Raw genomic sequence first — 25,212 nt, forward strand, 5'->3', positions numbered from 1 at the left:
ATTGGAGGGAATTGTAATGGCAAAAGATTTTTACTCAGCAATTGAAGACAGAAGATCTATTTACGCGATTAGTAAAGAGCAAGTAGTTTCTGATGAAAGAATTCAAGAAGTGATTTATCATGCTGTGAAACATACACCTTCGGCTTTTAATTCTCAAAGTGCAAGAGTTGTTGTATTACTAGGTGAACAACACGACAAATTATGGAATGTTACGAAAGAAACGTTACGAAAAATTGTGCCTGAAAATAATTTTGCACCTACTGAAGAGAAAATGAATGCATTTAAAAGTGGCTATGGAACAGTTTTGTATTTCGAAGATAGTAAAGTAGTAGAAAGTTTGCAAGAGAACTTTGCACTATATAAAGATAATTTTCCTACATGGTCTCAGCAATCTTCTGGAATGTTGCAATTTGCGATTTGGACAGCATTAGAGATTGAAGGTTTTGGTGCTACACTACAGCATTATAATCCGTTGATTGATGAGGAAGTAAAAAAAGAATGGGATGTACCTGAAAACTGGAAGTTAACTGCGCAAATGCCATTTGGTAAACCGGTAGTTTCGGCAGGAGATAAAGAATATCAGCCATTAGAAACTCGTGTGAAAATTTACAAATAAAATAAAAAATAAAAGGTGAACAGAGATATAATCTGTTCACCTTTTATAAGTAGTAAGGATTTTTTTTGTAGGGATTTTTCATCTGATTCTTTAATTTGTTTTTACGTGTTTCAATAGTTGATACTTTTTGTAATGTTATAAGTGAAACGAATTGAAAAAAAGCATAGTACAGTTCTATATTTTTATTTATAGGATCATCTATTATGTTTTTCATAAATATATCTCCTTTTTTTATCTCACTATTTGCGGGAAGTAAGGCTTCCATATCAAAATTCAATGATACGTATAGAATACCGACCTGTAAAAGTTCGATTGGTTTCAGTGTGGGGTGAATAAAATTTGTATGGATTAAAATCCTACTTTATATATGATAATACAAATATCCTGAAAATTCCATGGATAGTGAAAAATAGATAGTGGAATGTGTATTTTCGTCAAATTAGAACAGAATTTTTGGAGTTAAATCTTACAAATCGTCAAATCTTTTAAAAACGATGGATAATATCAAAAATAGTTTTCTGAAAATATTATACTATTGATAAAAAAAGCATTTTTTGTCATGATAAGAGTATGCTTCATGGAAGGGACTTTACTAGAAAATACATTCTTTGCATTGTATTAGATTAATAGAGTTTTTTAAAGTGGATAGCAAAAGAAAAATATATATTAAGATAATGAATGGAATGTCGAATTTTCAATGAAATACATAAGAAATTTGAAAAAAGCATTGCAAAAACACACTGTTTAATGATAAAGTTCACATGAAGTTCACACTAAATTCACTTCAATCGTTTAAAATAAACGATGTGTGAAAAATAAAACTCTTGCTAAAAAATGGAACTGGATGAATATTTTACTTTGATAATATTGTAAAGTACTAAGTTTATAGTTTTCTCAAGAGGATAGTAGGGAAAGGAAGTAAAGACAACTTATGAAAAAAGTAATCGCAGGTTTAGCAGCAGCATCTGTAGTAGGTGTAGCAGTTCCTGGAATGGATTCTGCTCATGCACAAGTTTCAAATGATGCGCTAAAAGAAATTAATGGACAAACTCAAACTCAAACGACTGTAACTGAAACAAAAACGGTAGAAACAACTTCTGAATTAAAATACACAGTAACAGCTGATGTATTAAATGTACGTTCAGGTGCTGGTACAGGACATAACGTTATTTCTAAAGTGAAATCAGGTCAAGTACTTCAAGTAATTGGACAAGAAAACGGTTGGTTCAAAGTTAGTGTAAATGGTCAAACAGGTTATGTAAGTGGGGACTTCGTAACAACTGGTGGCAATAAAGGAACTACTACTGTTCAGCAAGGAACAGGTACTTACACAGTAAACGTTTCTTCATTAAACGTACGTACAGGCCCAAGTGCATCTCATACTGTTTTAGGTTCTGTAAATAAAGGAAAAACAGTTCAAGTTGTAGGTGAAGTTCAAGATTGGTTTAAAATTAACTTCAATGGTGGAACTGGATACGTAAGTAAAGACTTCGTAACAAAAGGTGGTTCAGCTGTATCTAACGAAACTCAGCAACCAACTACAAACAACAACAACAATACTACTACAGTTCAAACTGGTGGATCTTATGTTGTTAACACAGGTGCTTTAAAAGTACGTACAGGTCCAGCTACATATAACCCTGTAATTGGTGGGGTAACAAATGGTACAGTATTAAACGTTACTGGCGCTGAAAATGGTTGGTATAAAATTAACCATAATGGCCGCACTGGTTACGTAAGTGCAGACTTTGTTAAGTTTGTAAAAGGCGGAGTGAATAATGTAGTTACTGGTGGTAACCAAGGTACGAACCAAGTACAAAAACCAACAGCACCAACAGGTGGAGATACATCTTCAATCGCTGGATTCGCTAAATCTTTAAATGGTTCACCATACAGAACTGCTGGTACAACACCTGCTGGTTTTGACTGCAGTGGATTCATTCACTACGTATTAAATCAAACTGGTCATAAAGGCGCTCGTCAAACAGTTGCTGGATACTGGAGCTCTAAAACAAAGACTAACAGTCCACAACCAGGTGATTTAGTATACTTCCAAAATACTTATAAATCAGGTCCTTCTCACATGGGCGTTTACTTAGGTAATGGACAGTTCATCAGTGCAGAAACTGACGCAACTGGTGTACGCATTAGCTCTGTAAGCAACTCTTACTGGAGTAAGCACCTATTAGGTTACACAAAAGCATACTAAGAAAAAGTATTTTATATACTTTTCGTATAGAGAAAAGGCTTTCCAGGGAAACTTGGGAAGCCTTTTTCATAGTTGGATAAACTAACAGTATAGTAGTATTTATCCTGCTATTTGCGGGATAATAATCAGCGGGGATGGACAAATCCCCGCTGATTAAAGTTTCACTTTATGTCAATTTTCCATGCAAAAACTTAGCATATAAATCATGAAAATAGTTTGGACGGAATAAGTTTGCTGCATGACCTGCTAATGGAATTTCTTTATATAAAACGTTCGGAAGAATGGACTTCAAATCAAAGAGACAAGATTTATAGAGATGATCATGTTCTCCCATCACCCATAATATAGGATGGGGAAGTGCTTTTAATTTAGATTTTAAGTCGAATTCTAAGCGGTGTCGTAATGACTCAGCAATAATGGACGAGTGTAATTGTAATCCGAAACGGTAATAAATATTTCGTGAAATAACAGCGAATGGATTTGCCCTTAGTATTCCACTTGGAAAAATAGTACTAGCATACTGAGAAAGCCAAGATGAATATTCATCACCACGTTTTTCCCAAAAATTCTGAAAAACATTATATAAACGGGAAGGGTTATTATAATGTCCACCAATATGACAAATACTCAATACTTTTTCTGGATGCATTTGTGCAAATGTCGTAGAGATATAACAGCCATAGCTTAGAGCACAAATATGAGCCTTTTTAATTCCCTCTTTTTCATACAAGTTCAATAATTGATCTACGAGGCGCTGTATTGAAAAGTCGATAGCTTCTCCTTTATCGTCGCCGTGACCTAATAAATCATAAGTTATAATGTTGTAGGAGGCAGAAAATCGTTTATGCTCTTTTTTGAAGGCGCGGCGATTTCCAACTAATCCATGAATAAAAATGATTGTTTCCTTTTCTGAATGTTTATTTGTTTGCAAAAAGGATACTCCTTTCAATGCTGGAGATTTATATAGTGTTTTAAATTAGCTAATTGATAAAATTAGTTATATATTTTCTATGCGTAGTCTATAATTTACATAGAATAATAATAAGTACCAGGTAATAATATCAGATATTTATACTTGTTGTAAAGATGAGTTTATATGTATATTTTGTAAAATTAGAAAAAAGTGTGTTTACATTCAGTTTACATTTATAGCGTATTCTAGTTTTAGAAAGAATAGTTTTGTTTATAACGAGGAGATGAACGACAATGGAAGTTAGGAATACAGAAAAGAAAAAAGGGAATTGGAGGCAGTTTTTACGTCTCATTCAAGATACAAATCCACCGAAAGGCATTCTTATTTTTGCATTAATAATGAGCTTACTTTCTACTGGAGCGAGTTTGTTTATTCCAATGCTGACAAAAGGTTTAGTTGATAATTTTTCACTTTCTTCAATTAGTACGGGACAAATTGTTGGATTAATTGCATTCTTTATTATTCAAACAATTGCTGCAGGGTTGTCAATTTATTTACTGAATTATATTGGACAAAAAATTGTAGCTGGACTTAGAGAACGATTGTGGAAAAAGGTACTTATTTTACCAGTGTCTTATTATGATCAAAACAGAACGGGAGATACAATTAGTCGTATGACAAATGATACAGGTGTTGTTAAAACATTAATTTCTGAGCATTTGTCAAACTTATTAACAGGCGGTATCTCAATTATTGGGTCATTAATTGTATTATTTGTTTTAGACTGGAAAATGACAATTTTACTTTTAACGGTTATTCCATTATCGGTACTAATTTTAGTTCCACTTGGACGGAAAATGTATAAGATTTCAAAAGCACTTCAAGATGAAACGGCTTCTTTTACTAGTGTATTAACACAAGTACTATCAGAAATTCGTTTAGTAAAATCTTCAAATACGGAAAAAAAGAATATGAAACAGGTAATACAGGTATCCAAAAATTATTGCAATTTGGTTTGAAAGAAGGAAAAGTGCAAGCATTAATTTCACCTGTTATGTCGTTTGTTTTAATGGCATTGCTTGTTATTATCGTAGGGTATGGTGGAATGCGAGTTTCTAGTGGTGCATTAACAACAGGTGAACTTGTAGCATTTATTTTGTATTTAGTTCAAATTATTATGCCAATGAGTCAGTTATCAATGTTCTTTACTCAGTTCCAAAAAGCAATTGGTGCAACCGAAAGAATTAATACGATTTTAGAATATGAAGTAGAAGATCATGAAACAGGTATGAATGTTACAAATGCGAAGCAGCCGATCGTTATTGAAAATGTACATTTTGAGTATAACGAAGAAGAGAAAATCTTGAAAAATATCGACTTCACGATTGAATCTGGAAAAGTAACGGCGATTGTAGGACCAAGTGGTAGCGGAAAAACAACTTTATTCTCGCTGTTAGAACGTTTTTATGAGCCAACTAGTGGTTTCATAAAATTAGGGAAAGAACCAATTACAGCATATTCATTACAATCATGGCGACGTCAAATTGGTTACGTTTCACAAGATAGTCCGTTAATTGATGGAACGATTCGTGATAATATTTGCTACGGTGTTGAGGGTGAAGTGACGGATGAAGAAATTGAAAAAGTAGCAGCGATGGCGTATGTTGATGCGTTTATTCATGATTTACCAAGTGGATACGCAACAGAAGTTGGAGAGCGTGGTGTGAAGCTTTCTGGAGGGCAAAGACAACGAATTGCGATTGCTCGAGCGTTACTACGAAACCCGCAAATCCTTATGTTAGATGAAGCGACGTCAAGTCTTGATAGTAAATCGGAATCGGTTGTTCAGAAGGCGTTAAATAACTTAATGAAAGGTAGAACAACTTTAGTTATTGCGCATAGACTTTCTACTGTTGTAGATGCAGATAAAATTATCTTTATTGAAAAAGGGAATCTTACAGGAAGTGGCTCACATGATGAGTTATTACGGACACATGACATGTACCGTGAATTTGCAATGCAACAATTGAAAATTAAAGAAGGAGCATTATAGAATGAAAACAATCAGTGAAGGGGCACTTCACTGATTGTTGATTTTAGAGTGCTAAAAAGTATGTTAAGCAGAAAGGATATGATTCCTTGATACCCAAAATTTTAATTGTAGATGATGATCCGCACATTAGAGAACTTGTTTCTGTATTTTTGGAACGAGAAGGTTTTCAAACATATGAGGCCGTTGATGGATTAGATGCTCTTCGAAAAATAGAAGAAGTGAAAGTCGAAATGGCGATTATTGATATTATGATGCCAAATATGGATGGGTTTGATTTATGTTATGAATTAAGAAAATACTATGATATCCCAATTCTTATGCTGACTGCTAAAGGTGAAACATCTCAAAAAGTAAAAGGATTTCACCTCGGAACAGATGATTATCTTGTAAAACCATTTGATCCTTTAGAATTAGTTGTGAGAGTGAAGGCATTATTGAAACGTTACCAAATTACAGTATCGCAATCTATTCAAGTTGGGAATGTACTGTTAAATCGTAAAACATTTGAAGTTAACGTTGGAGAACAAACGGTGACGCTGCCGCTAAAAGAATTTGAGTTGCTCTTTACATTAGGATCTAAAGCGGGGAGAACTTGTTCAAGAGAGCAATTAATAGAAGACGTATGGGGATATGATTTTGAAGGGAATGAACGCACGCTAGACGTTCATATTAATCGGTTGCGTGAAAAGTTTCAAGAAGAGTTATCGAAGTTTAGTATAAGGACGATAAGGGGCTTAGGGTATCGCTTAGAGGTAAGTAAATGAGAAAAAGAGAAAGAATGAGTAAGATGAAGATGTTAAAAGTAATAGGGGCGATAGTAGCGCTCTTTACTTTTCTTACTATAATTTGGTCAATAGCCTTTTTTGTATCGTCTAGTGTAATGAAAGCTTTTGAAATAAACGTATCGCCTTTTATTACTTTTCTAATTAGTGATATGGTCGGCTTTGTTTTTATCGTTCTTATTTGGACATTAATCGGAATTTTAATGAGACCGAAGCGAGAGGCGATGATTTGGACGATCATTGAACCGATACAAAAAATTGCAAAAGGGGACTTCTCTGTAAAAATACGGAATGAAGAAAAGTATGATGGCGAAATTGGTGTGCTTGTAAAAAGTATTAACGATATGACGGATGAACTTAATGCAATGGAGAAAATGAGACAAGAATTTGTATCGAATGTTTCTCATGAAATACAGTCGCCATTAACATCTATTAAGGGATTTGCTCGAGCGCTACAAGATGATAATCTACCAGTTGAAAAAAGAAAACATTATCTTACTATTATTGAAACTGAAACAACGCGATTATCTAAATTGAGTCAAAATTTATTGAAGCTAACACTTTTAGAGTCAGAGGAGTATTCACCAGAAAGAGCTACTTATCGATTAGATCAACAGTTGAAACAAATTGTGTTAAATAGTGAGCCTCTTTGGGATGAAAAAGGACTTGAGCTAGATCTTGATATGGATAAAGTGTGTGTTACTGCAGACAAAGAAAGTATGAGCCAAGTATGGATTAATTTAATTCATAACAGTATTAAATTCACACCAAATAGTGGCACGATTACAATTCATTTAAAAGAACATAAAGAATTCCTGGAAGTAAGTATTCATGATACGGGAATTGGTATATCCGAAGAACAGAAACAACATATTTTTGAACGTTTTTATAAAGCGGATTCTTCACGAAACCGTGCTTATGGAGGAAGTGGATTAGGTCTAGCAATTGTAAAAAAAGTACTCGACCTTCATCAAGGAAAAATAAAAGTTGAGAGTGTAGAAGGAAATGGTACAGAATTTATTGTGCGTATTCCAAATCATGAAGAAAAATAGTGATAGAAGGAGGCCTTCTAACACTATTTTTCTTTAAAAATGCATTTACCATTACTATAGTTACCTATAAGTAACCTACGCACATAAAAGTGCATCATTGCCTTTTTACATAAACATAGATACACTTTTAATATAATAAACAACTGAGAAGATTAAGGAGTGTTAAACTTGGCAGAATTATTACAAGGAAAAAATGCTTTAATTACAGGAGCAGGTAGAGGGATTGGTCGCGCTGTAGCGATCGCATTAGCGAAAGAAGGCGTAAATGTTGGTCTTTTAGCTCGTTCAGAAGAAAACTTAAAAGCAGTTGCGAAAGAAGTAGAAGCAGAAGGCGTAAAAGCTGTTATTGCGACTGCTGACGTATCTTCATATGAAGAGGTAACTACTGCAATTGAAACATTAAAAAACGGTTTAGGATCTATCGATATTTTAATTAATAACGCTGGTATTTCTAAATTCGGTAAGTTTTTAGAATTAGAAGTTGCTGATTGGGAAAAAATCATTCAAGTAAACTTAATGGGTGTATACTATGCAACTCGTGCAGCTTTACCAAGTATGATTGAACAACAATCTGGTGATATTATTAATATTTCATCTACAGCAGGACAAAAAGGTGCACCTGTAACAAGTGCATATAGTGCTTCTAAATTTGGTGTTCTTGGTTTAACAGAATCGTTAGCGATGGAAGTTCGTAAACATAATATCCGTGTAACAGCTTTAACACCAAGTACAGTAGCAACTGACATGGCTGTAGACTTAGGATTAACTGATGGAAACCCTGATAAAGTAATGCAAGCGGAAGATATTGCAGAGTTTATCGTAGCGCAGCTGAAATTAAATAAACGTACATTTATTAAATCAGCAGGACTTTGGTCTACTAATCCGTAAGGGGTAAATTTATAAACAAAGAAGGGACATCTATTCTGTAATGGAATGGGTGTCCCTTTTTTGTTTTTTTGTATGTAAAGCAGAATTGTCGGTATAATGTGAAGTGAATGGTAGAAAAGCATGAAAAACTTGAAGGGGATGGTATTTCCATGAGTACGATTGAGAAATGGACGGCTGTTGATCAATATATGAGTGATGTATTAATACCGAAAGACTCTACATTAGAAGAAGTTCTTCAAGCGAATGCTTCAGCTAATTTACCGGCACATGATGTATCGCCAACGCAAGGGAAGTTTTTACAACTATTAGTACAAATTCAAGGAGCGCGTAACATTTTAGAGATTGGCACTCTAGGCGGATATAGTACAATATGGCTTGCAAGAGCATTGCCATCTGGAGGGCGAATTGTTACATTAGAAGCAAGTGAAAAGCATGCTGAAATTGCACGGAGCAATATTGAGCGTGCCAATTTGAATGATAAAATTGAAATACGATTAGGACTAGCGTTAGATTCTTTAAAACAAATAGAAAATGAGAAGTATGAACCATTTGATTTTATTTTCATAGATGCGGATAAACAAAATAACCCTGCTTATTTTGAATGGGCACTGAAACTATCACGCCCTGGTACTGTAATTATTGGGGATAACGTAGTACGTGAAGGTGAAGTTATTGATAATACTAGTAGCGATCCTCGTGTACAAGGGATACGCCATTTCTATGAGCTAATAGCTGCTGAGCCGCGTGTAAGTGCTACTGCGCTTCAAACTGTAGGAAGTAAAGGGTACGATGGGTTTGTAATGGCAGTCGTAACAGAGTAATGTAAGGAGGAAAAAGGGATGAAAAAGAAGTTTCAAAAATTATAACGTGTATCTTGTACAACGAATTTAGCTCGTGGACCTCCAATTTACACAGCTTTATATTATATATTAAAAACTTGGAGGCTATAAGAAGATGAGAACTGAAAAAGAAATGTTAGACTTAATTATAAATACAGCAAAAGAGGATGAAAGAATTCGAGCTGTCATCATGAATGGGTCACGTGTGAATCCAAATGTGAAAAAAGATTGTTTTCAAGACTATGATATTATTTATGTTGTAAAAGATATACAATCTTTTACGTGTAATCATAGTTGGATTAATAGATTTGGAGAAATAATGATTGTGCAAATGCCGGAAGAAATGTCGTTACTTCCAGCTGATAAAGACGGGAAATTTCCGTATTTAATGCAGTTCATGGATGGGAATCGAATTGATTTAATGCTAGTTCCAGTTGATTTAATAAATAAATTTATTGGACAGGATAGTTTAAGTAAATTACTACTGGATAAAGACAAATGTATTGGAGAATTTCCGCCAGCAAGTGATAAAGATTACGTTATAAAAAATCCTACAGAAAAAGAGTTTTTGGATTGCTGTAATGAATTTTGGTGGTGCAGTACAAATGTAGGAAAAGGATTGTGGCGCGAGGAACTTTCTTATGCGAAAGGAATGCTTGAAGGCCCAATGCGTGATATGTTAATCGTAATGCTAGAATGGCATATTGGTATGAAAACAAATTTTACAGTGAATACCGGAAAGTTTGGTAAGCATTTCGAGCAATATGTTGAAAAAGATACGTGGGAGCAATTTAGAAAGACATTTTCAAATGCAGAATATGAAAATATATGGGAGTCATTCTTTGTAATGGGTGATTTATTTAGGGAAGTTGCGAACGAAATTGCTAACACATATGGATATCAATACCCGCAAGATGATGATGACAAAGTGACAAGCTATTTAAAACATGTGAAAGTTTTGCCGAAAGATAGTACATCGATTTATCCCGCATAAACGGGCAGTAAAACCCCCACTGATTAAAGTTTCACTTTATTAATTGTATAAAGCATTAAGACTGTCCTAATTACGGACAGTCTTATTTTTGTTCATGAATAAGAATTTCTCTAACAAAGTACAGATGAATCACATATGAAATTTTAGGGAGGTTTTTATCATGTATTATTTTTACGCACCAGAAATGTTCGTTCCATTTCATTGGGGACTAGAACGAAATGTTTCGTATGTTTATATGCCATATCATTCATTTTATTATGGAAACTATATAGACGCAGTGCCGTATGTATTAAATGTTCCGCAAAATGATCAAGTCAAAGTGAAGGAAGAGAATCGGGGGTCATGGACACCTTTTTCATGGGTTGAAAAATATGCGTATGCATTTTCAGGACCATACAATAAAACGGAAGTAGCTCTTACATTTGATGATGGACCAGATTTAGTATTTACGCCAAAAATTTTAGATAAGTTAAAACAATATAATGTAAAAGCTACTTTTTTCTTACTTGGTGAAAATGCAGAAAAGTTTCCGAATGTAGTAAAGCGTATCGCGAATGAAGGGCATGTAATTGGTAATCATACGTATAATCATCCGAATTTAGCGAAAGTAAATGAGGCTGAATACCGTAATCAAATTATAAAAACGGAAGAAATATTAAATCATTTAGCTGGTTATGCACCGAAGTTTATACGTCCACCATACGGTGAAATACTTGAAAATCAATTGAAGTGGGCGACAGAGCAAAATTTTATGATTGTACAGTGGAGTGTTGATACAGTTGATTGGAAAGGGGTAAGTGCTGATACGATTACAAATAATGTGCTAGGGAATTCATTTCCAGGAAGTGTCATACTTCAGCATTCAACTCCAGGTGGACATTTGCAAGGATCTGTCGATGCACTAGACAAAATCATTCCGCAGTTAAAAACGAAAGGGGCACGTTTTGTAACACTTCCAAGTATGTTCCAGACATCTAAAGAGAGAAAATAAAAATGTTAATAATTAGGATTTTAAGAGTTGTATAGTATAATGAAGGTGTAAGTTAGGGGGGATATAATTGATGGATGCACTAGTAAACATAGGAATGAGCATATTGATTGGTATTATATTTATACTTGCGGCACGTATTCTTCAAAAAAATCCACCGACGGATATTAACGCAGCATATGGTTACCGTACGAAACGGTCTATGAAAAATAAGGAATTATGGGATGCAGGTAACAAGTATAGTGCAGAAGTGATGAAACAAAATGGATTCATTATGATGTTAATTGGAAGTGTTATTAGTATACTGTTTAGATATCCACATACAATGATAGCGATTATGATTGTTATGCTGTTGTTAATTATACGATTATTTATACGAGTAGAGAAAAAATTAAAGATACTTGAGCAATAAAAAAATAAGACTCCCGAATAAAGTAAGTTGGGAGTCCTATTTTTTTATAAACTATTTTTGTTTAGCAATTCTTGTCCTTGCACTATAACAAATTCATAGTATTCAAGAGCATAAGGATAAATATCTTCAAATGTTATCGTTATCGGATTACTGCTTAAAACAGAATTAGTCGTTAAAGATGAAATCTCTCTTCTTAATAGTTGTAGAAAAGAAGTTGCATGTACTTTCATCACATCGTCTACTTCTTCACCTGGTGCAAATGGAAGTGGTTTTATTACATTGTGGAAATACATATGACAAAACTCACGATCAGTAAGGCTTGAAATTTCATAATCTATTTTATAGATTCCTTTGTATGTTAAATCATTCGTTTGGAAGGAAAGACCCAGTTCTTCCTCAATTTCACGTAGACCGCCAATTAGTACATCTTCATCATGCATAATATGTCCGGCGGATGTAATATCCCATATACCCGGAGCTTCTTTTTTATTATTAGAGCGTAATTGGAAATATAAGAACATATCCTCAGCATCTTTTTCTACAAACCAGCAATGAAATGTTTCGTGCCAATCACCGTCACGATGCACGTCATCACGTAATTTCTTTCCAAGTGTATTTCTTTCAGGATCAAATATTGTTAACCACTCTGTCATTTTAATTCCCCTTTCTGCAAATTTTATTATACAATATTTGTATTGGATTTTGGGAAAATAAAGAAAAAGGAGTGATTATTAGTGAAGATAGAGAATAAGGAAATAAAATCAATAATTTCAACTGAGGAAGAATTACGACAAATATTGGGGCAACCAAGTGAACGGGCTTTGAAAAAAGTTATTTCATCACTTGATCACCATTGTGTAGATTTCCTGTCTAAATCGCCTTTTCTAGTATTATCTACTGCAAATAAATTCGGAGAGTGTGATGCTTCGCCGAGGGGAGACGCACCTGGATTTGTATATGTATTAAATGAAAATAAAATTATCATCCCAGAAAGACCGGGTAATCGTCGTATAGACTCTATTTTAAATATAATTTCAAATTCGCACGTAGGGTTAATCTTTTTTATTCCGGGTCTTGGGGAAACACTCCGAATAAACGGTAAAGCATATATTACGAACGATGAAGAAATTTTGAAAGAAATGCAGGCGAATGGACGCAATCCGTTACTTGGAATTGTTGTTGAAATAGAAGAATGCTATATTCATTGTGCAAAAGCTTTTATTCGTTCAAAAATGTGGGATCCAGAGTCATGGTTAAATAAAACAGAGCTACCTTCAGCACCGAAAATGTTAATGGAGCATGCGAAAGTGAATGCTTCAGAAGAGGAAGTTGCACGTTCTTTAGAAGAAAGTTATAGGGAAAGATTGTATTAAAAATTATTTTTTAAATATAGTGTTGAAGTATGAAACTCTAAACGTTTTAGAGTGAGACTTTAACTATGAATATTGTTAATTTGTATGTGATGAATATATGTGCAAGAGAATACATCTGTATTAGATGATTTGTTATTTTAAAATATAATTATTCATATTCTTAAAAATTGTGAAGAAAAATAGGCTTGCTTTTTAAAAAGTTGATAACTATAATAAGTTAACAAATAGACATGAACGAAAAAGTAACGATAAGGACATGAGATGATTTTTACGGTTTACAGAGAGGGAGGCCAAGGCTGTGAGCTTCCTAACACGAGAAATGATCTTACCACCTTTGAACTTCAATAGTGAACGAGTAATCTAGTAATTATTGACGGTATCAGCCGTTATCTGAACTTGAGCAATCTAGAAGAAAGTAAGTCTAGGTTGGAACAAGGGTGGAACCACGAAAACACATTCGTCCCTTTCCTAGGGATGAGTGTGTTTTTTTATAGTTTTTAAGATTGAAAATTTAAAATAATTAAAAAATAGTATTGATTTTGTTTTTTATGCGAGTATAATGAGTTAACAAATAAACATGAGCGAAAAAGTAACGATAAGGACATGAGAACATTTTTACGGTTTACAGAGAGGGAGGCCAAGGCTGTGAGCTTCCTAACACGAGAAATGATCTTACCACCTTTGAACTTCAATAGTGAACGAGCAATCTAGTAATTATTGACGGTATCAGCCGTTATCTGAACTTGAGCAATCTAGAAGAAAGTAAGTCTAGGTTGGAACAAGGGTGGAACCACGAAAACACATTCGTCCCTTTCCTAGGGATGAGTGTGTTTTTTTATCCCGCATTAACGGTCAGTAAGATTCCCATCTCAAAATTTGGCGGATGCGAGGGAGTAAGACGGGAGATCAACTGTCCGTAAAAGCCCGATTGGTTCAACTAATAATCAGAGAGGAATGGACAAAATCCCCACTGATTAAAGTTTCACTTTATTACTTTGAAAGGAGGTGCGGTAACATGAAACGATTAGTACGTACGGAAATAACCACCATCTGCATGATTAAAAAGCAGAGTAAGGTGATTCACAGGTGTAACAATTAAACTATTTAGGAGGAGATTAGAAAATGAATAACGTTATTAATGTTGGGGTATTAGGATTAGGTACTGTCGGAAGTGGTGTTGTCCATATTTTGAAAGAACATTATAAAAAAATCACTCTTGATACAGGATATGAAGTAAAGGTAAAGACAGTCGTTGTACGTGATTTGGAAAAGGAACGTGATGTTTGCATTGATGGAATCGTAGTAACAAGTAATGTAGATGAAGTTCTAAATGATTCAAATATTGATATTGTAGTAGAGGTAATGGGCGGAATTGAAGAAGCAAAACAGCATATTGTTACGGCTTTACAAAATAAAAAACATGTTGTAACAGCAAATAAAGATTTAATGGCCGTATACGGTGCGGAGCTTTTGCAACTGGCAAATAAAAATGAATGTGACCTATGTTACGAAGCGAGTGTAGCCGGTGGGATTCCAATATTAAGAGGATTATCAGACGGGCTAGCTTCAGATCAAATTGAAAAAATAATGGGAATCGTAAATGGAACAACAAATTATATGTTAACAAAGATGAGTCAAAATGGATGGTCGTATGAAGAGGCTTTACAGGAAGCGCAAAAATTAGGGTTTGCAGAATCAGATCCGACAGCGGATGTAGATGGACTAGACGCTGCGAGAAAGGTAGCAATTCTGGCAAACTTAGGTTTTTCGATGAATGTTTCTTTAGATGATGTTCAAGTTAGAGGTATTCGAAAGGTTGAAAAAGAAGATTTAGAGATGGCCGAAAAATTAGGATTTACAATGAAATTAATTGGTAAAGCTGAAAAACAAGGATCATCCATTCACTTAAGTGTAGAACCGACTTTATTACCACGTCATCATCCGCTATCGAATGTGAATAATGAATTTAATGCGGTGTATGTTCACGGTCAAGCAGTAGGGGAAGTGATGTTTTACGGACCTGGAGCTGGGAAGTTACCAACTGGTTCTGCTGTAGTAAGTGATATTATTTCAATCGTTAAAAATATGAATCAAGTTCCGAAAAATAAAAGTGCGTTAAAAGAACCAGAGCCTTACGAATTACAAGGAGATGAAGAAGTAGTTTCGAAATATTTCTTACGTATTTCATTACGAGATGAGCCAGGGATGTTACAAAAAGTGACAGAATGTTTCGTTAATTATTCTGTAAGTTTAAAAGAAGTTATTCAATTACCTTTAAATCGCGAACTTGCAGAAGTCGTTGTTGTGACGCATCGAACTTCAAAATATCAATTCGAACAAGTTTTAGGGGCGATAGAAGATGTCGCAAGTGAAATAAACAGTTACTACATTATTGAGGAGGAAAAACAATATGTATAAAGGACTATTAAACCAGTACGCTTCTTATTTACCGGTGAATGAAAACACACCTGATGTCAGCTTAATGGAAGGAAATACACCCCTTATTCCATTATTAAATATATCAAAACAATTAGGGATTCAGTTATACGGAAAGTATGAAGGAGCGAATCCAACAGGTTCTTTTAAAGACCGTGGCATGGTAATGGCAGTTGCAAAGGCGAAAGAAGAAGGGGCAGAGGCAATTATTTGTGCATCTACAGGTAATACATCGGCATCAGCTGCCGCATATGCGGCACGCCTCGGAATGAAATGTATTATCGTAATACCAGAAGGAAAGATTGCGCATGGGAAATTAGCGCAAGCAGTTGCTTATGGAGCGGAGATCATTTCAATAGAAGGGAATTTCGATGATGCACTTAAGGCTGTAAGAAATATTGCTGCAGAAGAGCCGATTACATTAGTAAACTCAGTAAATCCTTACCGAATTGAAGGGCAAAAAACAGCGGCATTTGAAATTTGTGACCAGTTGCAAAACGCACCAGATGTTCTAGCTATCCCTGTTGGAAATGCTGGGAATATTACAGCATATTGGAAAGGGTTCTGTGAATACGAGAAAGAAAAAGGCTATAAGAAGCCCAGAATTCACGGCTTTGAAGCGGAAGGAGCGGCGGCAATTGTAAAAGGACATGTCATTGAGGCACCTGAAACGATTGCAACAGCGATTCGCATCGGTAATCCGGCAAGTTGGTCGTATGCAGTAGAGGCTGCCGAACAGTCTAATGGTGAAATAGATATGGTGTCAGATGAGGAGATTTTACATGCGTATAGATTGTTAGCAAAAACTGAAGGAGTTTTCGCAGAGCCAGGATCAAATGCTTCATTAGCGGGCGTAATTAAACATGTTCAATCTGGAAAAATCAAAAAAGGCGAAACAGTTGTTGCAGTTTTAACTGGAAATGGTTTAAAAGATCCTGATATCGCAATTTCTTCTAATAAATTTGATATTGCAAGTGTGTCAAATGATATAGAACAAATTAAAGATCATATTAAAGGGGTGATTATGTCGTGATACCATTAAGAGTTCGTGTTCCTGCTAGTACAGCGAATGTTGGACCAGGATTTGATTCTGTTGGAATAGCTTTGTCATTATATTTAGAAGTAAGTGTAAAGGAAGAAGCTGATAAGTGGCAAGTGATACATTCTTTTGACGATTCAATTCCAAAAGACGATAAAAATTTAATTGTTAGCACGGCATGTAAAGTATGTCCTTCTTTATCACCCCATATAATAGAAGTTACTAGTAATATTCCGCTGACAAGAGGGCTAGGAAGTAGCGCATCAGCGATTGTAGCAGGAATAGAGCTTGCGAATCAACTTGGAAATTTATATTTAACAACTGATCAAAAGGTTCAAATTGCTACAAACTTTGAAGGACATCCAGATAATGTCGCTGCTTCTATTTTAGGTGGAACTGTAATCGGAGCACTTGATGGAAAAAATGTTTCGGTTGTAAGGATTGAAAGTAAGGAATTAGGCGTAATTTCTCTTATTCCGAATGAAGAGCTAAATACGGATGAAAGTCGATCTGTATTACCAGAGATGTTTCCGTTTCATGAAGCGGTTAAGGCTAGTGCGATAAGTAACGTATTAGTAGCTGCGTTATGTCAAAAGAAGTGGGAAGTTGTAGGTGAAATGATGGAAAGAGATCATTTCCACGAGCCATATCGTTTAGAACTTGTACCGTTATTACCATCAATTCGTAAATGTGCAAAAGAATTCGGAGCATATGGAACAGCGCTTAGTGGTGCGGGACCATCCATTTTTATTTTAACTCCGTACGAGAAGCGTAAAGAAATAGCTGACCAATTAGCGAGAGTATTTGCAGCTATGAAAGTATGTGAGCTTGAAATTGATCATAAAGGGATTACTGTAAATAAGGAAGAACATATTGGATTATAAAGAAAGCTAGCATCGCTAGCTTTCTTTACGTTATGGAGAATCTATTTTAAAGGGGATTTTTCGGAATAAACATTAATTTTAGAGGTGATTATATGAGTTCAAAAGAGTCACCAGAAGAAAAAAGAGAACGCATGAGACAAAGTGAATTGAAAAATAATCCTACCGGTTCTTTGAATGATGGACTCAACAGGGCGGAATCAGGTAGCCCCGCTGATATGACAGGTGGTATGAATTGGAAAGGTACAGGGATATTAATTTTAGTGCTAGTTTTAGGATATATTATATATAGTTACTTTTTCAGTTAAGGAAAGCTTGATGGAATTTAGATTTGCTTGATCTAATTATTAGTGAGAATAAAAAAAGGATTAAAGTCCCCCTGTATTACATATTTTCTTTAAACAGATTATAGTAATACGTAAATTTTTTTGCTCATAATAGAGCTAGCATAATGCTAGCTCTATTATTTTTTGCCATATTCCTGTAACAAACCTCCTGTATATTCAGTGGTGGAGGTGCAGGAGATGAAAAAAATGATAGCGATATGTCTTCTTACAACATTGTCACTTTCGACTTTAGTCGGGTGTGATGTAAAAGGTAATGATGCTTTACAAGAGTCTAAAATAAAGAAAGCGACGTATAAAGATTTTACTTACGATGTAAATCCTGAGACTTTTACGTTAACTGTAGCACATGATGGTGTAAAAGAACAGGCATCACAACCGTTACCAAAAATGAAGGTATCGAATTTGAAAAAAAACAAGGATCATACATCATGGGAATATCCGGATCAAAAAGTAAAGGTAAAATTAGAAAAGAAAAAAGACCACTTAAATATTGAAGTGGAATCGACTGGTGCAGAAAGTTTTACATGGCCAAAAGTGCAAGTTGAAAATTATACACTTCCGTTATGGGAAGGTAAGCAAATTCCGAGTAATGATGAGAATTGGAAGAAGTTTTTAAAGGATGATGCATATTCATTTGCTGAATCATTTTCTATGAAGTTTTTTGCATTAAATGGTTCTAAATATTCGATCGTATATATTGCGAACAATATGTTTAATAATGAATTGAAATTTCATTCAAATCCGAAAATAGGGTTTGATTTTACACATGAATTCCCGAGTATAAATAAAAATAAAACATATGGATTTCAATTATATGTGACAAATAATGATGCAGTAAGTATCGCTAAACTGTATAAGGATAATATTGCTCGAAAAGGTGAATTTAAAACATTACAAGAAAAGGCAAGAAAAAATAAAGAAATCGAAAAACTTTACGGGGCAGCTCATTTTTACTTTTGGAATCAAAATGGTTTATCAGAAAGTAACGTGAATTGGCCGAAGCTAAGAGAGCAAATAAATAGCCCGGTGTTTAGCCATATAAAAGACCTTATTCAAAAGAATAGTTCAGAGCCTGGGGAATTGAATGTATTTGAGCAGGTGAGTAAACAAGACTTTATCGATAAGTACCAAAAAAATGTTATTTTACGCTATACAAACGAAGTATTATCTATGAAAGAATTGTATAAAGAGGATATTTTCCCGAAAGTTAATCAGGAAGCTAGTGTGTTATTAAAGAAAGGTGTAGATCACTTATCGAAGACAGAGCTGTATAGCTTAAATAAACATTTATTAAAGTCAGTACTCGGTGATGCAGTTGAAGAAGTAAGTAAATGGGGTAAAGCAGATGGAACGGATATAATAAAGGAAATGAAAAAAGTAGGGATAGACAAAGCGTGGATTGGTCTACCGAACTGGGAACAAGGATTTATGCAGCCTAATTTCGTTACAGAAGCTAAGGAAATGGGATATTTAGTTGGTCCGTATGATTCTTACCATTCTATTCACGAAAAAGGTGATAAAAATTGGAACACAGCTTCTTTTAATGACCCATCGTTATATGAAGAAGCCACTGTAACGAAGAAAAATGGTGAGAAAGTGCAAGGGTTTTTAGGGAGAGGCCGAAAATTAAATCCGACATTATCACTTCCTAGTGTAAAAGAACGAATGAACGATATATTACAAAATGGCCCTAAATATAATTCATGGTTTATTGATTGTGACGCGACGGGCGAAATTTATGATGATTATTCAACAAAACATTTAACGACACAAGAACAAGATTTACAAGCAAGATTAAAACGAATGGATTATATTGCACAAGAAAAAGGTATGGTAGTTGGCTCTGAGGGCGGAAATGATTTTGCAAGTAGTACGATTGCATTTGCTCATGGAATTGAAACACCAGTTATTAAGTGGGACGATGAAGATATGAGAAAAAATAAAACAAGCCCGTATTATGTCGGTGGATATTGGTCACCAAATCAAAATGTTCCAGAAAAATATGCAAAACAAGTACCGTTAAAAGAAGAATATAAGCAAGTATATTTAAATCCAGTATATTCGGTGCCATTATATAAACTAGTATACAATGATTCGGTTATTACAACGCACCACTGGGAATGGGGAAGTTTGAAGGTAAAGGACGAGGTTGGAAATCGTATGTTATATGAGTTATTGTATAATGTTCCTCCGTTGTACCATTTAGATGAAGTAGAGTGGAATAAGCATAAAAAAGAAATTACAGAGCATCTGAAAGTTTGGAATGAAGTTCATGAAAAGGCAGTAAAAGAAGAAATGACGAACTTTGCATATCTGTCAGAAGATAAGCTAGTACAATCTACTTCATATGGAAAAGATATTAAAATCATTGTGAATTTCTCAAATAAAGATGTAGAAATAGAAAAAACGAAAATAAAAGCAAAGTCAGCTTTAATTAATAATAATGGGAAGCAAATGATATACACACCAAATGAGAAATAATAAAGTGAAACTTTAATCAGTGGGGGATTTATCCCTCACTGATTATTAGTCATCACCAATCAAGATGGTACGGCACAAACTTGACTCTTTATTCTTGCTAAATTGTGAGGTGAAAATCTTACTACCTGCAAATAACAGAATAATAAATATGTAAATTCGGATATTCCGAAGTATTGGATTTTTTAAGTTGATAAATAGTGACTTGCCAAAAATAAGCACAAGAGTATAATGTGAAATGGAATACATGTTGGATTCATGAAGTAACCTTACAAAAATGTAAGGTAATTGAAAGGAAATTCAATATGAAGATTAATAGACTTACATTATACTAGGGAAAGAGAAAGAGAGGCGAATGGGTATGAGCTCTGAATTAGAACAAAATACGAGAAGCAATAAAAAACGTTCTAAACGAAAGTCAATAAAATGGTTCATTTTAATTCCATTTTTCCTACTTGTTTTTGGAGGAGTAGGATATGGATCGTTTATATATAACAAAGCAAAAGCTGTTGTAAGTGATGCATATGCACAAATTGATAAGTCATCAAAAAGGGACAAAGAAGTGGAACCTTTAAAGGATAATATTTCGATTTTAATCATGGGTGTCGATGGAAGCGAAATGAGAAAAAGCCAATATGGTGAAGCGGTTCGGACAGATGCACTTTTATTAGCGACAATTAATAAAGATGATAAATCCGTTAAATTAGTAAGCATTCCGCGTGATTCACGCGTTTATATTCCATCTAGAAAGAAATTAGATAAAATTACACACGCACACGTATTTGGTGGTGTTGAAAGTACAAGAGATACAGTGGAAAGATTTTTAAATGTACCAGTTGATTATTATGTGAAGTTTAATTTTGAGTCATTTGTACAAATTGTAGATTCAATTGGTGGTATTGATATTGATGTACCTGTTACTTTCACAGAACAAGATAGTAAAGACCAAGCAGGTATGATCCATTTAGAAAAAGGTTACCAACATTTAAATGGTGAACAAGCCCTTGCACTTGCTAGAACGCGTAAAATTGACAGTGACGCAATGCGTGGTCAAAGACAACAACTTGTAATTGAAGCAATTGCGAAAAAAGCAATGTCTGTTCAATCAATTAGTAAAATGGGCTCTTTACTTGATGCAGTTGATAAAAATATGAAAACAAACTTAACGTTTGATGATATGCTTGCTATTACGAAAAATATGGCAGGATCAGATTTGCAAATGGAAAAGATGCAAATAGAAGGAACGGATAAACGTATTGGTGGTATTTATTATTACATTCCAAATGAAAAGAATGTAAAAGATATTTCGAATAAGTTAAATGCGCATTTAGGTGTTACACCAAAACCAAATCGAAATGAATAAGTATAAAAAAAGGTTGGCCTCAGCCAATCTTTTTTTATGGAAATGGACTGCTTCATTTATTTTTAGTAGAAGGGCTACTAGTTTTTTCACGTCTACAGTTAAATCATTTTAATTTATATAAACAAAAGGTGCAATTGTACGATATACTAGAGGAAATAATTTGGTAATTAACTCCTAAAATAGAGAAAATAAATTCATCTCATTGCAAGTTGAAAGCGAATTGAATTGATGGAAGATCAAACAGGTTAAAACAAATCTTCTTGAAAGTTGTACATAGTGCAATCAAGAATTGGTATGAAAAGAATAAAGAGCTTGTTGAGGCAGGAACAACAATTTTGATAAAACTCCCATTATAATTCATATTTTAGATTGTTTATATAGTGTAATAAAATAAATAGATGTATAATTATATTGGGTGATTTATATATAAGATTAATAGGGAGAGGAATTCGATAGAATGGAAAAGGCTTTTAAAATTAAACGAGTTGCAGTTGTTTCAGTAGCGATTGCAATAGTAGCTATTGGGTATTTCATGTTTCAATCTATTACTTCACCAGCAAAAGCTGTTGCGAAGCAAGAAAATATAGTGCAGCTTGCAAGTGAACAATCGAAAGTTGAAATGAATAAAACGGCGCCAAGTCGTTTTAACGGAATGGAAAGAAAAGTTGCTTATCTTACATTTGATGATGGGCCAGGAAAATATACGGCTGAATTATTAAATATGTTAAAACAGCATGATGCGAAGGCGACATTCTTTTTAATCGGAGCGAATGTAAAAGCGTTTCCTGATTTAGTAAAACGTCAAAATGCAGAGGGTCATTATGTTGGAATGCATAGTATGACACACAATTTTGCGAAGTTATATAAAAATGGCGAATATGTTAATGAAATGAAAGAAGATCAAAGCTTAATCGCAAATATTATTGGAAAATCACCTCAATTAACACGTCCACCATACGGGTCGAAGCCTGGTTTAAATGAAGATCTTCGAAACAAAGTAGTAGAGGGTGGTCTTAAAGTATGGGACTGGACAATTGATTCTTTAGACTGGAAATACAACAAAGTACCAGTCGATGCAGCGGCAGCACAAATCGCTCAAAATGTATTAGCTGGTGCAACAAATCCTCAAGAAGTCATTTTAATGCATGATATTCATCCGCAATCAGTCGCAGCTGTGCCAGCAATATTAAAGGGTCTAAAAGAAAAGGGTTATGAGTTTGAAGCATATCATGAAGAGAATCACTTCCCCGTGAACCTCTGGCATGATAACCGTATGTAATGGAGGAATTGAAGTTGAAATATGGAAAAGTAGCAGTAGTTGGAGCATTATCAGTAGGATTATTATCAGGTTGTTTCGGTGAAAAGCCAGAAGAAAATTTATTTACGGCTTTTGAAGCAGCATCTACACAAGAAAAATCTTTAGCAGATGACACAAAAAAATTAGAGAAGTTAGAAAAGCAAGGACAAGAACTTTATTCTCAAATTTTACAAGAAGGTAAAGAGCATAATGAAGCAGTTTCAAAGAAAATAGAGCAAGCTACTGCAAATGTAGACGAGCGTGAAAAAGTATTGAAAAATGAGAAGGAACAGTTAGAAAAAGCGCAGAAAGAAACGACATCCGTTCAAAATAATATTGAAAAACTCGAAGATAAGAAATTACAAAAACAAGCAAAAACAGTAGAAGAATCGTATAAAAATCGTTATGATGCCTTCCAAAAGATGAATGAGAATTACACGAAGGCGTTAGCGACTGAAAAAGAACTGTATGAAAAATTAAAAGTAAAAGAAACGAAGTTAAAAGAAATTGGTGAAAAAGTTAAAACTGTTAATGAATTAAATGTGGAAGCGCAAAAGGCGAAAGAACAATTTAATAAACATACAAAAGAGTATAATGATAATAAGTTAGCATTTTATAAAGATGCACAAATTAAAATTAAAGAACAAAAATAAAGAAAGATCTTAATTGTAATAAAAAGCCGGGGAAACATTGTCAAAAATGTTTTTTCGGTTTTTTACTTTAAATGAATAGAAAAGACTGGAATTGATATCATAAAAGAGTTATAGTGGATTGTTCCAAGGGAAACATTGTAAAGTAAGGAGAATGAAATATGTCATATGAATTTTTATTCAAATTAGGTTTAGCACTCTTTTTAGGATTATTCATCGGAATAGATAGGCAGCTAAAGAATAAACCGCTTGGTGTGAAAACAAGTATGGTTATTTCCGTAGCGAGTTGTTTAATTACAATGGTTTCAATTGAATCAGTGAATGTTTATTCTGTACCGGGTCATACAAACATGGATCCAATGCGTCTCGCCGCTCAAATTGTTAGTGGGATTGGTTTTCTTGGAGCAGGGGTAATTTTACGCAGAAATAATGACGTTATTTCAGGATTAACGACAGCCTCTATGGTATGGGCCGCTTCAGCACTAGGTATTGCGATTGGTGCAGGTTTTTATATACAAGCGACGGTTGCTATGATTTTAATTATATTAGCGATTAACGTACTTCCGCAAATTGTGAAAATTGCAGGCCCTTATTCATTAAGACAAAAGGACTTATCTATAAAAATTACCGTAAACAAACATCGAGAGTTAGACGGGATTTTTAAGCAAATTAAAAATTTAAATATGCAAGTGAAACGAGTGAAAATTAAAGATATTGATAATGGGGCATCTCAGCAATTGGAAATGGTCATTTTAGCTCCAGAAGATTTATATACAACTGAATTATATAGTTCTTTAAAAGAAATCGATCATGTTGTTTCAGTAGAAGTTGAAAGTAGATAAAAAGAGTGATGAAAATTCACTCTTTTTTTAATGCATACAAAACATTTTGCTATAATTATTTTCTAAGGGGGATGAGTATGGTGGAGATACATATTAGAAGGGCAATAAAAGATGATATTTCGGCAATTGCAAAAGTGCATGTGGATAGTTGGAAAACAACTTATAAGGGGATATTCTCTAATGAAATTTTAGACAATATAACGTATGACCAACGAGAAAAGCTATGGGAAAGTATATTTCAAAAAGAAGACGGGCATCAATTTAGGTTTGTAGCAGAAACGTTAAATGGTAAAATAATTGGATTTATCGATGGGGGAGTTGAAAGAACAGGTGCATATAATTGTGATGGAGAATTATATGCAATATACATTTTACAAAAATATCAAGGAATGAAGATAGGACAAAGATTATTTCAAGCATTGCTATCGGAATGTAAAAAAGATAATATGCAATCTCTGTTAGTTTGGGTTGTTGCTAATAACCCTTCTAAAAAGTTTTATGAAAAATATAATCCGGAAAAAATTGACACGAAACTTTTAGAAAGACTAAATGTAGAAGAAATAGCATATGCTTGGCGAGATATGGATTGTTTATACAAATCACTATCAATATAGAAAACGATAATTTTATTATGTAAACTTAATTTACGAGAATGAAAAAATACATCAATTATTACATTGGTGTATTTTTTTGTTGACGGATTAAATGTTTTGAAAAGGTGAAAAGTTTAGCTAGATAAAAAAATTCTGAAATATATCTT

24 protein-coding genes, 2 pseudogenes and 2 other annotated features are annotated in these 25,212 nt (G+C 34.1%); of the genes and pseudogenes, 23 read left to right on the top strand and 3 right to left on the bottom strand.

Features of this window, described 5'->3' with window-relative positions; genetic code table 11:
• Positions 1–16: 16 nt before the first annotated feature.
• Positions 17–616 (top strand): nitroreductase family protein, encoded by a 600-nt coding sequence (locus JFT95_RS07790; protein ID WP_002141347.1) that lies wholly within the window; start codon positions 17–19, stop codon positions 614–616.
• Positions 617–659: 43 nt separating this feature from the next.
• On the opposite strand, the gene JFT95_RS07795 is transcribed toward JFT95_RS07790, so the two are convergent.
• Entirely contained in the window at positions 660–830 is a 171-nt protein-coding gene (locus JFT95_RS07795; protein WP_201051883.1) for a DNA mismatch repair protein MutT, read from the bottom strand.
• A gap of 717 nt (positions 831–1,547) precedes the next feature.
• Here JFT95_RS07795 and entFM point away from each other — a divergent pair.
• Positions 1,548–2,825: an enterotoxin EntFM gene (gene entFM / locus JFT95_RS07800; protein WP_201051884.1), complete on the top strand. Its 1,278-nt coding sequence runs from the start codon at positions 1,548–1,550 to the stop codon at positions 2,823–2,825.
• A gap of 166 nt (positions 2,826–2,991) precedes the next feature.
• Here entFM and JFT95_RS07805 read toward each other — a convergent pair whose 3' ends face one another.
• Entirely contained in the window at positions 2,992–3,756 is a 765-nt protein-coding gene (locus JFT95_RS07805) for an alpha/beta fold hydrolase (RefSeq protein ID WP_002135756.1), read from the bottom strand.
• 419 nt (positions 3,757–4,175) lie between these two features.
• Between JFT95_RS07805 and JFT95_RS29470 the strand changes: the two are divergent.
• The 9 genes and pseudogenes from JFT95_RS29470 to JFT95_RS07845 form a co-directional block, all read left to right on the top strand.
• Positions 4,176–4,864: pseudogene (locus JFT95_RS29470) on the top strand (ABC transporter transmembrane domain-containing protein); the annotation flags it as partial.
• Between the two features lie 162 nt (positions 4,865–5,026).
• Positions 5,027–5,791: an ABC transporter ATP-binding protein gene (locus JFT95_RS29475; protein WP_242487629.1), complete on the top strand. Its 765-nt coding sequence runs from the start codon at positions 5,027–5,029 to the stop codon at positions 5,789–5,791.
• A gap of 86 nt (positions 5,792–5,877) precedes the next feature.
• A complete protein-coding gene (gene hitR, locus JFT95_RS07815) occupies positions 5,878–6,555 on the top strand; it encodes an envelope stress response regulator transcription factor HitR (protein ID WP_002031358.1) in 678 nt (225 codons plus the stop codon).
• Entirely contained in the window at positions 6,552–7,625 is a 1,074-nt protein-coding gene (hitS, locus tag JFT95_RS07820) for an envelope stress sensor histidine kinase HitS (protein WP_201051886.1), read from the top strand. Before hitR ends, hitS begins: the two co-directional genes overlap by 4 nt.
• 168 nt (positions 7,626–7,793) lie before the next feature.
• Positions 7,794–8,513 carry a 3-ketoacyl-ACP reductase gene (locus JFT95_RS07825; RefSeq protein ID WP_002012353.1) on the top strand — a complete coding sequence of 240 codons (720 nt, stop codon included), beginning with the start codon at positions 7,794–7,796 and terminating at the stop codon, positions 8,511–8,513.
• 149 nt (positions 8,514–8,662) lie between these two features.
• Positions 8,663–9,334: an O-methyltransferase gene (locus JFT95_RS07830; protein ID WP_016103188.1), complete on the top strand. Its 672-nt coding sequence runs from the start codon at positions 8,663–8,665 to the stop codon at positions 9,332–9,334.
• Positions 9,335–9,467: 133 nt separating this feature from the next.
• Positions 9,468–10,346, top strand: a complete 879-nt coding sequence (locus JFT95_RS07835) for an aminoglycoside 6-adenylyltransferase (protein WP_002168604.1) — start codon at positions 9,468–9,470, stop codon at positions 10,344–10,346.
• A 160-nt stretch (positions 10,347–10,506) separates the two neighbouring features.
• Positions 10,507–11,337, top strand: coding sequence for a peptidoglycan-N-acetylglucosamine deacetylase (locus tag JFT95_RS07840; protein WP_201051888.1), 831 nt, complete (start codon positions 10,507–10,509; stop codon positions 11,335–11,337).
• A 70-nt stretch (positions 11,338–11,407) separates the two neighbouring features.
• Positions 11,408–11,746, top strand: coding sequence for an SdpI family protein (locus JFT95_RS07845; RefSeq protein ID WP_061674174.1), 339 nt, complete (start codon positions 11,408–11,410; stop codon positions 11,744–11,746).
• 44 nt (positions 11,747–11,790) lie between these two features.
• Here JFT95_RS07845 and JFT95_RS07850 read toward each other — a convergent pair whose 3' ends face one another.
• The gene (locus JFT95_RS07850) at positions 11,791–12,399 is read right to left on the bottom strand and encodes an NUDIX hydrolase (protein ID WP_061689792.1); all 609 of its coding nucleotides are present in this window, start codon (positions 12,397–12,399) and stop codon (positions 11,791–11,793) included.
• An 81-nt stretch (positions 12,400–12,480) separates the two neighbouring features.
• Between JFT95_RS07850 and JFT95_RS07855 the strand changes: the two genes are divergently transcribed.
• The 12 genes and pseudogenes from JFT95_RS07855 to JFT95_RS07905 all read left to right on the top strand — a co-directional run bounded on the left by JFT95_RS07855 (position 12,481) and on the right by JFT95_RS07905 (position 25,066).
• Positions 12,481–13,119 (top strand): pyridoxamine 5'-phosphate oxidase family protein, encoded by a 639-nt coding sequence (locus JFT95_RS07855; RefSeq protein ID WP_002012360.1) that lies wholly within the window; start codon positions 12,481–12,483, stop codon positions 13,117–13,119.
• Between the two features lie 236 nt (positions 13,120–13,355).
• Positions 13,356–13,587: a binding site (T-box leader), on the top strand.
• Between the two features lie 115 nt (positions 13,588–13,702).
• Positions 13,703–13,934: a binding site (T-box leader), on the top strand.
• 307 nt (positions 13,935–14,241) lie between these two features.
• Positions 14,242–15,537: a homoserine dehydrogenase gene (locus tag JFT95_RS07860; RefSeq protein WP_002141355.1), complete on the top strand. Its 1,296-nt coding sequence runs from the start codon at positions 14,242–14,244 to the stop codon at positions 15,535–15,537.
• Positions 15,530–16,588, top strand: a complete 1,059-nt coding sequence (thrC, locus tag JFT95_RS07865; protein ID WP_201051891.1) for a threonine synthase — start codon at positions 15,530–15,532, stop codon at positions 16,586–16,588. The genes JFT95_RS07860 and thrC overlap by 8 nt, the downstream gene beginning before the upstream one ends.
• A complete protein-coding gene (gene thrB / locus JFT95_RS07870) occupies positions 16,585–17,478 on the top strand; it encodes a homoserine kinase (protein ID WP_002189304.1) in 894 nt (297 codons plus the stop codon). Before thrC ends, thrB begins: the two co-directional genes overlap by 4 nt.
• Before the next feature lie 92 nt (positions 17,479–17,570).
• Complete coding sequence (locus tag JFT95_RS07875) at positions 17,571–17,783, top strand: DUF6366 family protein (protein ID WP_002031378.1); 213 nt, start codon at positions 17,571–17,573, stop codon at positions 17,781–17,783.
• Positions 17,784–17,999: 216 nt separating this feature from the next.
• On the top strand, positions 18,000–20,303 hold the full coding sequence (locus JFT95_RS07880; protein WP_201051893.1) for a glycoside hydrolase: 2,304 nt from the start codon (positions 18,000–18,002) through the stop codon (positions 20,301–20,303).
• A 358-nt stretch (positions 20,304–20,661) separates the two neighbouring features.
• Positions 20,662–21,663 (top strand): LCP family protein, encoded by a 1,002-nt coding sequence (locus tag JFT95_RS07885; RefSeq protein WP_088039780.1) that lies wholly within the window; start codon positions 20,662–20,664, stop codon positions 21,661–21,663.
• Between the two features lie 62 nt (positions 21,664–21,725).
• A pseudogene (locus tag JFT95_RS29980) lies at positions 21,726–21,986 on the top strand (sensor histidine kinase); the annotation flags it as partial.
• 134 nt (positions 21,987–22,120) lie between these two features.
• On the top strand, positions 22,121–22,942 hold the full coding sequence (locus JFT95_RS07890; RefSeq protein WP_201051895.1) for a peptidoglycan-N-acetylglucosamine deacetylase: 822 nt from the start codon (positions 22,121–22,123) through the stop codon (positions 22,940–22,942).
• Positions 22,943–22,956: 14 nt separating this feature from the next.
• Positions 22,957–23,613 (top strand): YkyA family protein, encoded by a 657-nt coding sequence (locus JFT95_RS07895; protein WP_002086134.1) that lies wholly within the window; start codon positions 22,957–22,959, stop codon positions 23,611–23,613.
• Positions 23,614–23,771: 158 nt separating this feature from the next.
• Positions 23,772–24,452: an MgtC/SapB family protein gene (locus tag JFT95_RS07900; protein WP_002012374.1), complete on the top strand. Its 681-nt coding sequence runs from the start codon at positions 23,772–23,774 to the stop codon at positions 24,450–24,452.
• A gap of 77 nt (positions 24,453–24,529) precedes the next feature.
• The gene (locus JFT95_RS07905; RefSeq protein WP_061675411.1) at positions 24,530–25,066 is read left to right on the top strand and encodes a GNAT family N-acetyltransferase; all 537 of its coding nucleotides are present in this window, start codon (positions 24,530–24,532) and stop codon (positions 25,064–25,066) included.
• Positions 25,067–25,212: the final 146 nt, after the last annotated feature.

Source organism: Bacillus sp. TH17 (genome assembly GCF_016651125.1).
Classification (GTDB): domain Bacteria; phylum Bacillota; class Bacilli; order Bacillales; family Bacillaceae_G; genus Bacillus_A; species Bacillus_A mycoides.

Bases quoted from the DNA above. Each gene is read 5' to 3' on its own strand.
- JFT95_RS07835 (WP_002168604.1), top strand. From the start codon at position 9,468: ATGAGAACTGAAAAAGAAATGTTAGACTTAATTATAAATACAGCAAAA.
- JFT95_RS07860 (WP_002141355.1), top strand. From the start codon at position 14,242: ATGAATAACGTTATTAATGTTGGGGTATTAGGATTAGGTACTGTCGGA.
- JFT95_RS07885 (WP_088039780.1), top strand. From the start codon at position 20,662: ATGAGCTCTGAATTAGAACAAAATACGAGAAGCAATAAAAAACGTTCT.
- thrC (WP_201051891.1), top strand. From the start codon at position 15,530: ATGTATAAAGGACTATTAAACCAGTACGCTTCTTATTTACCGGTGAAT.
- JFT95_RS07830 (WP_016103188.1), top strand. From the start codon at position 8,663: ATGAGTACGATTGAGAAATGGACGGCTGTTGATCAATATATGAGTGAT.
- JFT95_RS07795 (WP_201051883.1), bottom strand. From the start codon at position 830: ATGAAAAACATAATAGATGATCCTATAAATAAAAATATAGAACTGTAC.
- hitS (WP_201051886.1), top strand. From the start codon at position 6,552: ATGAGAAAAAGAGAAAGAATGAGTAAGATGAAGATGTTAAAAGTAATA.
- JFT95_RS29475 (WP_242487629.1), top strand. From the start codon at position 5,027: ATGAATGTTACAAATGCGAAGCAGCCGATCGTTATTGAAAATGTACAT.
- entFM (WP_201051884.1), top strand. From the start codon at position 1,548: ATGAAAAAAGTAATCGCAGGTTTAGCAGCAGCATCTGTAGTAGGTGTA.
- JFT95_RS07905 (WP_061675411.1), top strand. From the start codon at position 24,530: ATGGTGGAGATACATATTAGAAGGGCAATAAAAGATGATATTTCGGCA.
- JFT95_RS07850 (WP_061689792.1), bottom strand. From the start codon at position 12,399: ATGACAGAGTGGTTAACAATATTTGATCCTGAAAGAAATACACTTGGA.
- JFT95_RS07875 (WP_002031378.1), top strand. From the start codon at position 17,571: ATGAGTTCAAAAGAGTCACCAGAAGAAAAAAGAGAACGCATGAGACAA.
- JFT95_RS07900 (WP_002012374.1), top strand. From the start codon at position 23,772: ATGTCATATGAATTTTTATTCAAATTAGGTTTAGCACTCTTTTTAGGA.
- JFT95_RS07845 (WP_061674174.1), top strand. From the start codon at position 11,408: ATGGATGCACTAGTAAACATAGGAATGAGCATATTGATTGGTATTATA.
- JFT95_RS07880 (WP_201051893.1), top strand. From the start codon at position 18,000: ATGAAAAAAATGATAGCGATATGTCTTCTTACAACATTGTCACTTTCG.
- JFT95_RS07840 (WP_201051888.1), top strand. From the start codon at position 10,507: ATGTATTATTTTTACGCACCAGAAATGTTCGTTCCATTTCATTGGGGA.
- JFT95_RS07890 (WP_201051895.1), top strand. From the start codon at position 22,121: ATGGAAAAGGCTTTTAAAATTAAACGAGTTGCAGTTGTTTCAGTAGCG.
- JFT95_RS07790 (WP_002141347.1), top strand. From the start codon at position 17: ATGGCAAAAGATTTTTACTCAGCAATTGAAGACAGAAGATCTATTTAC.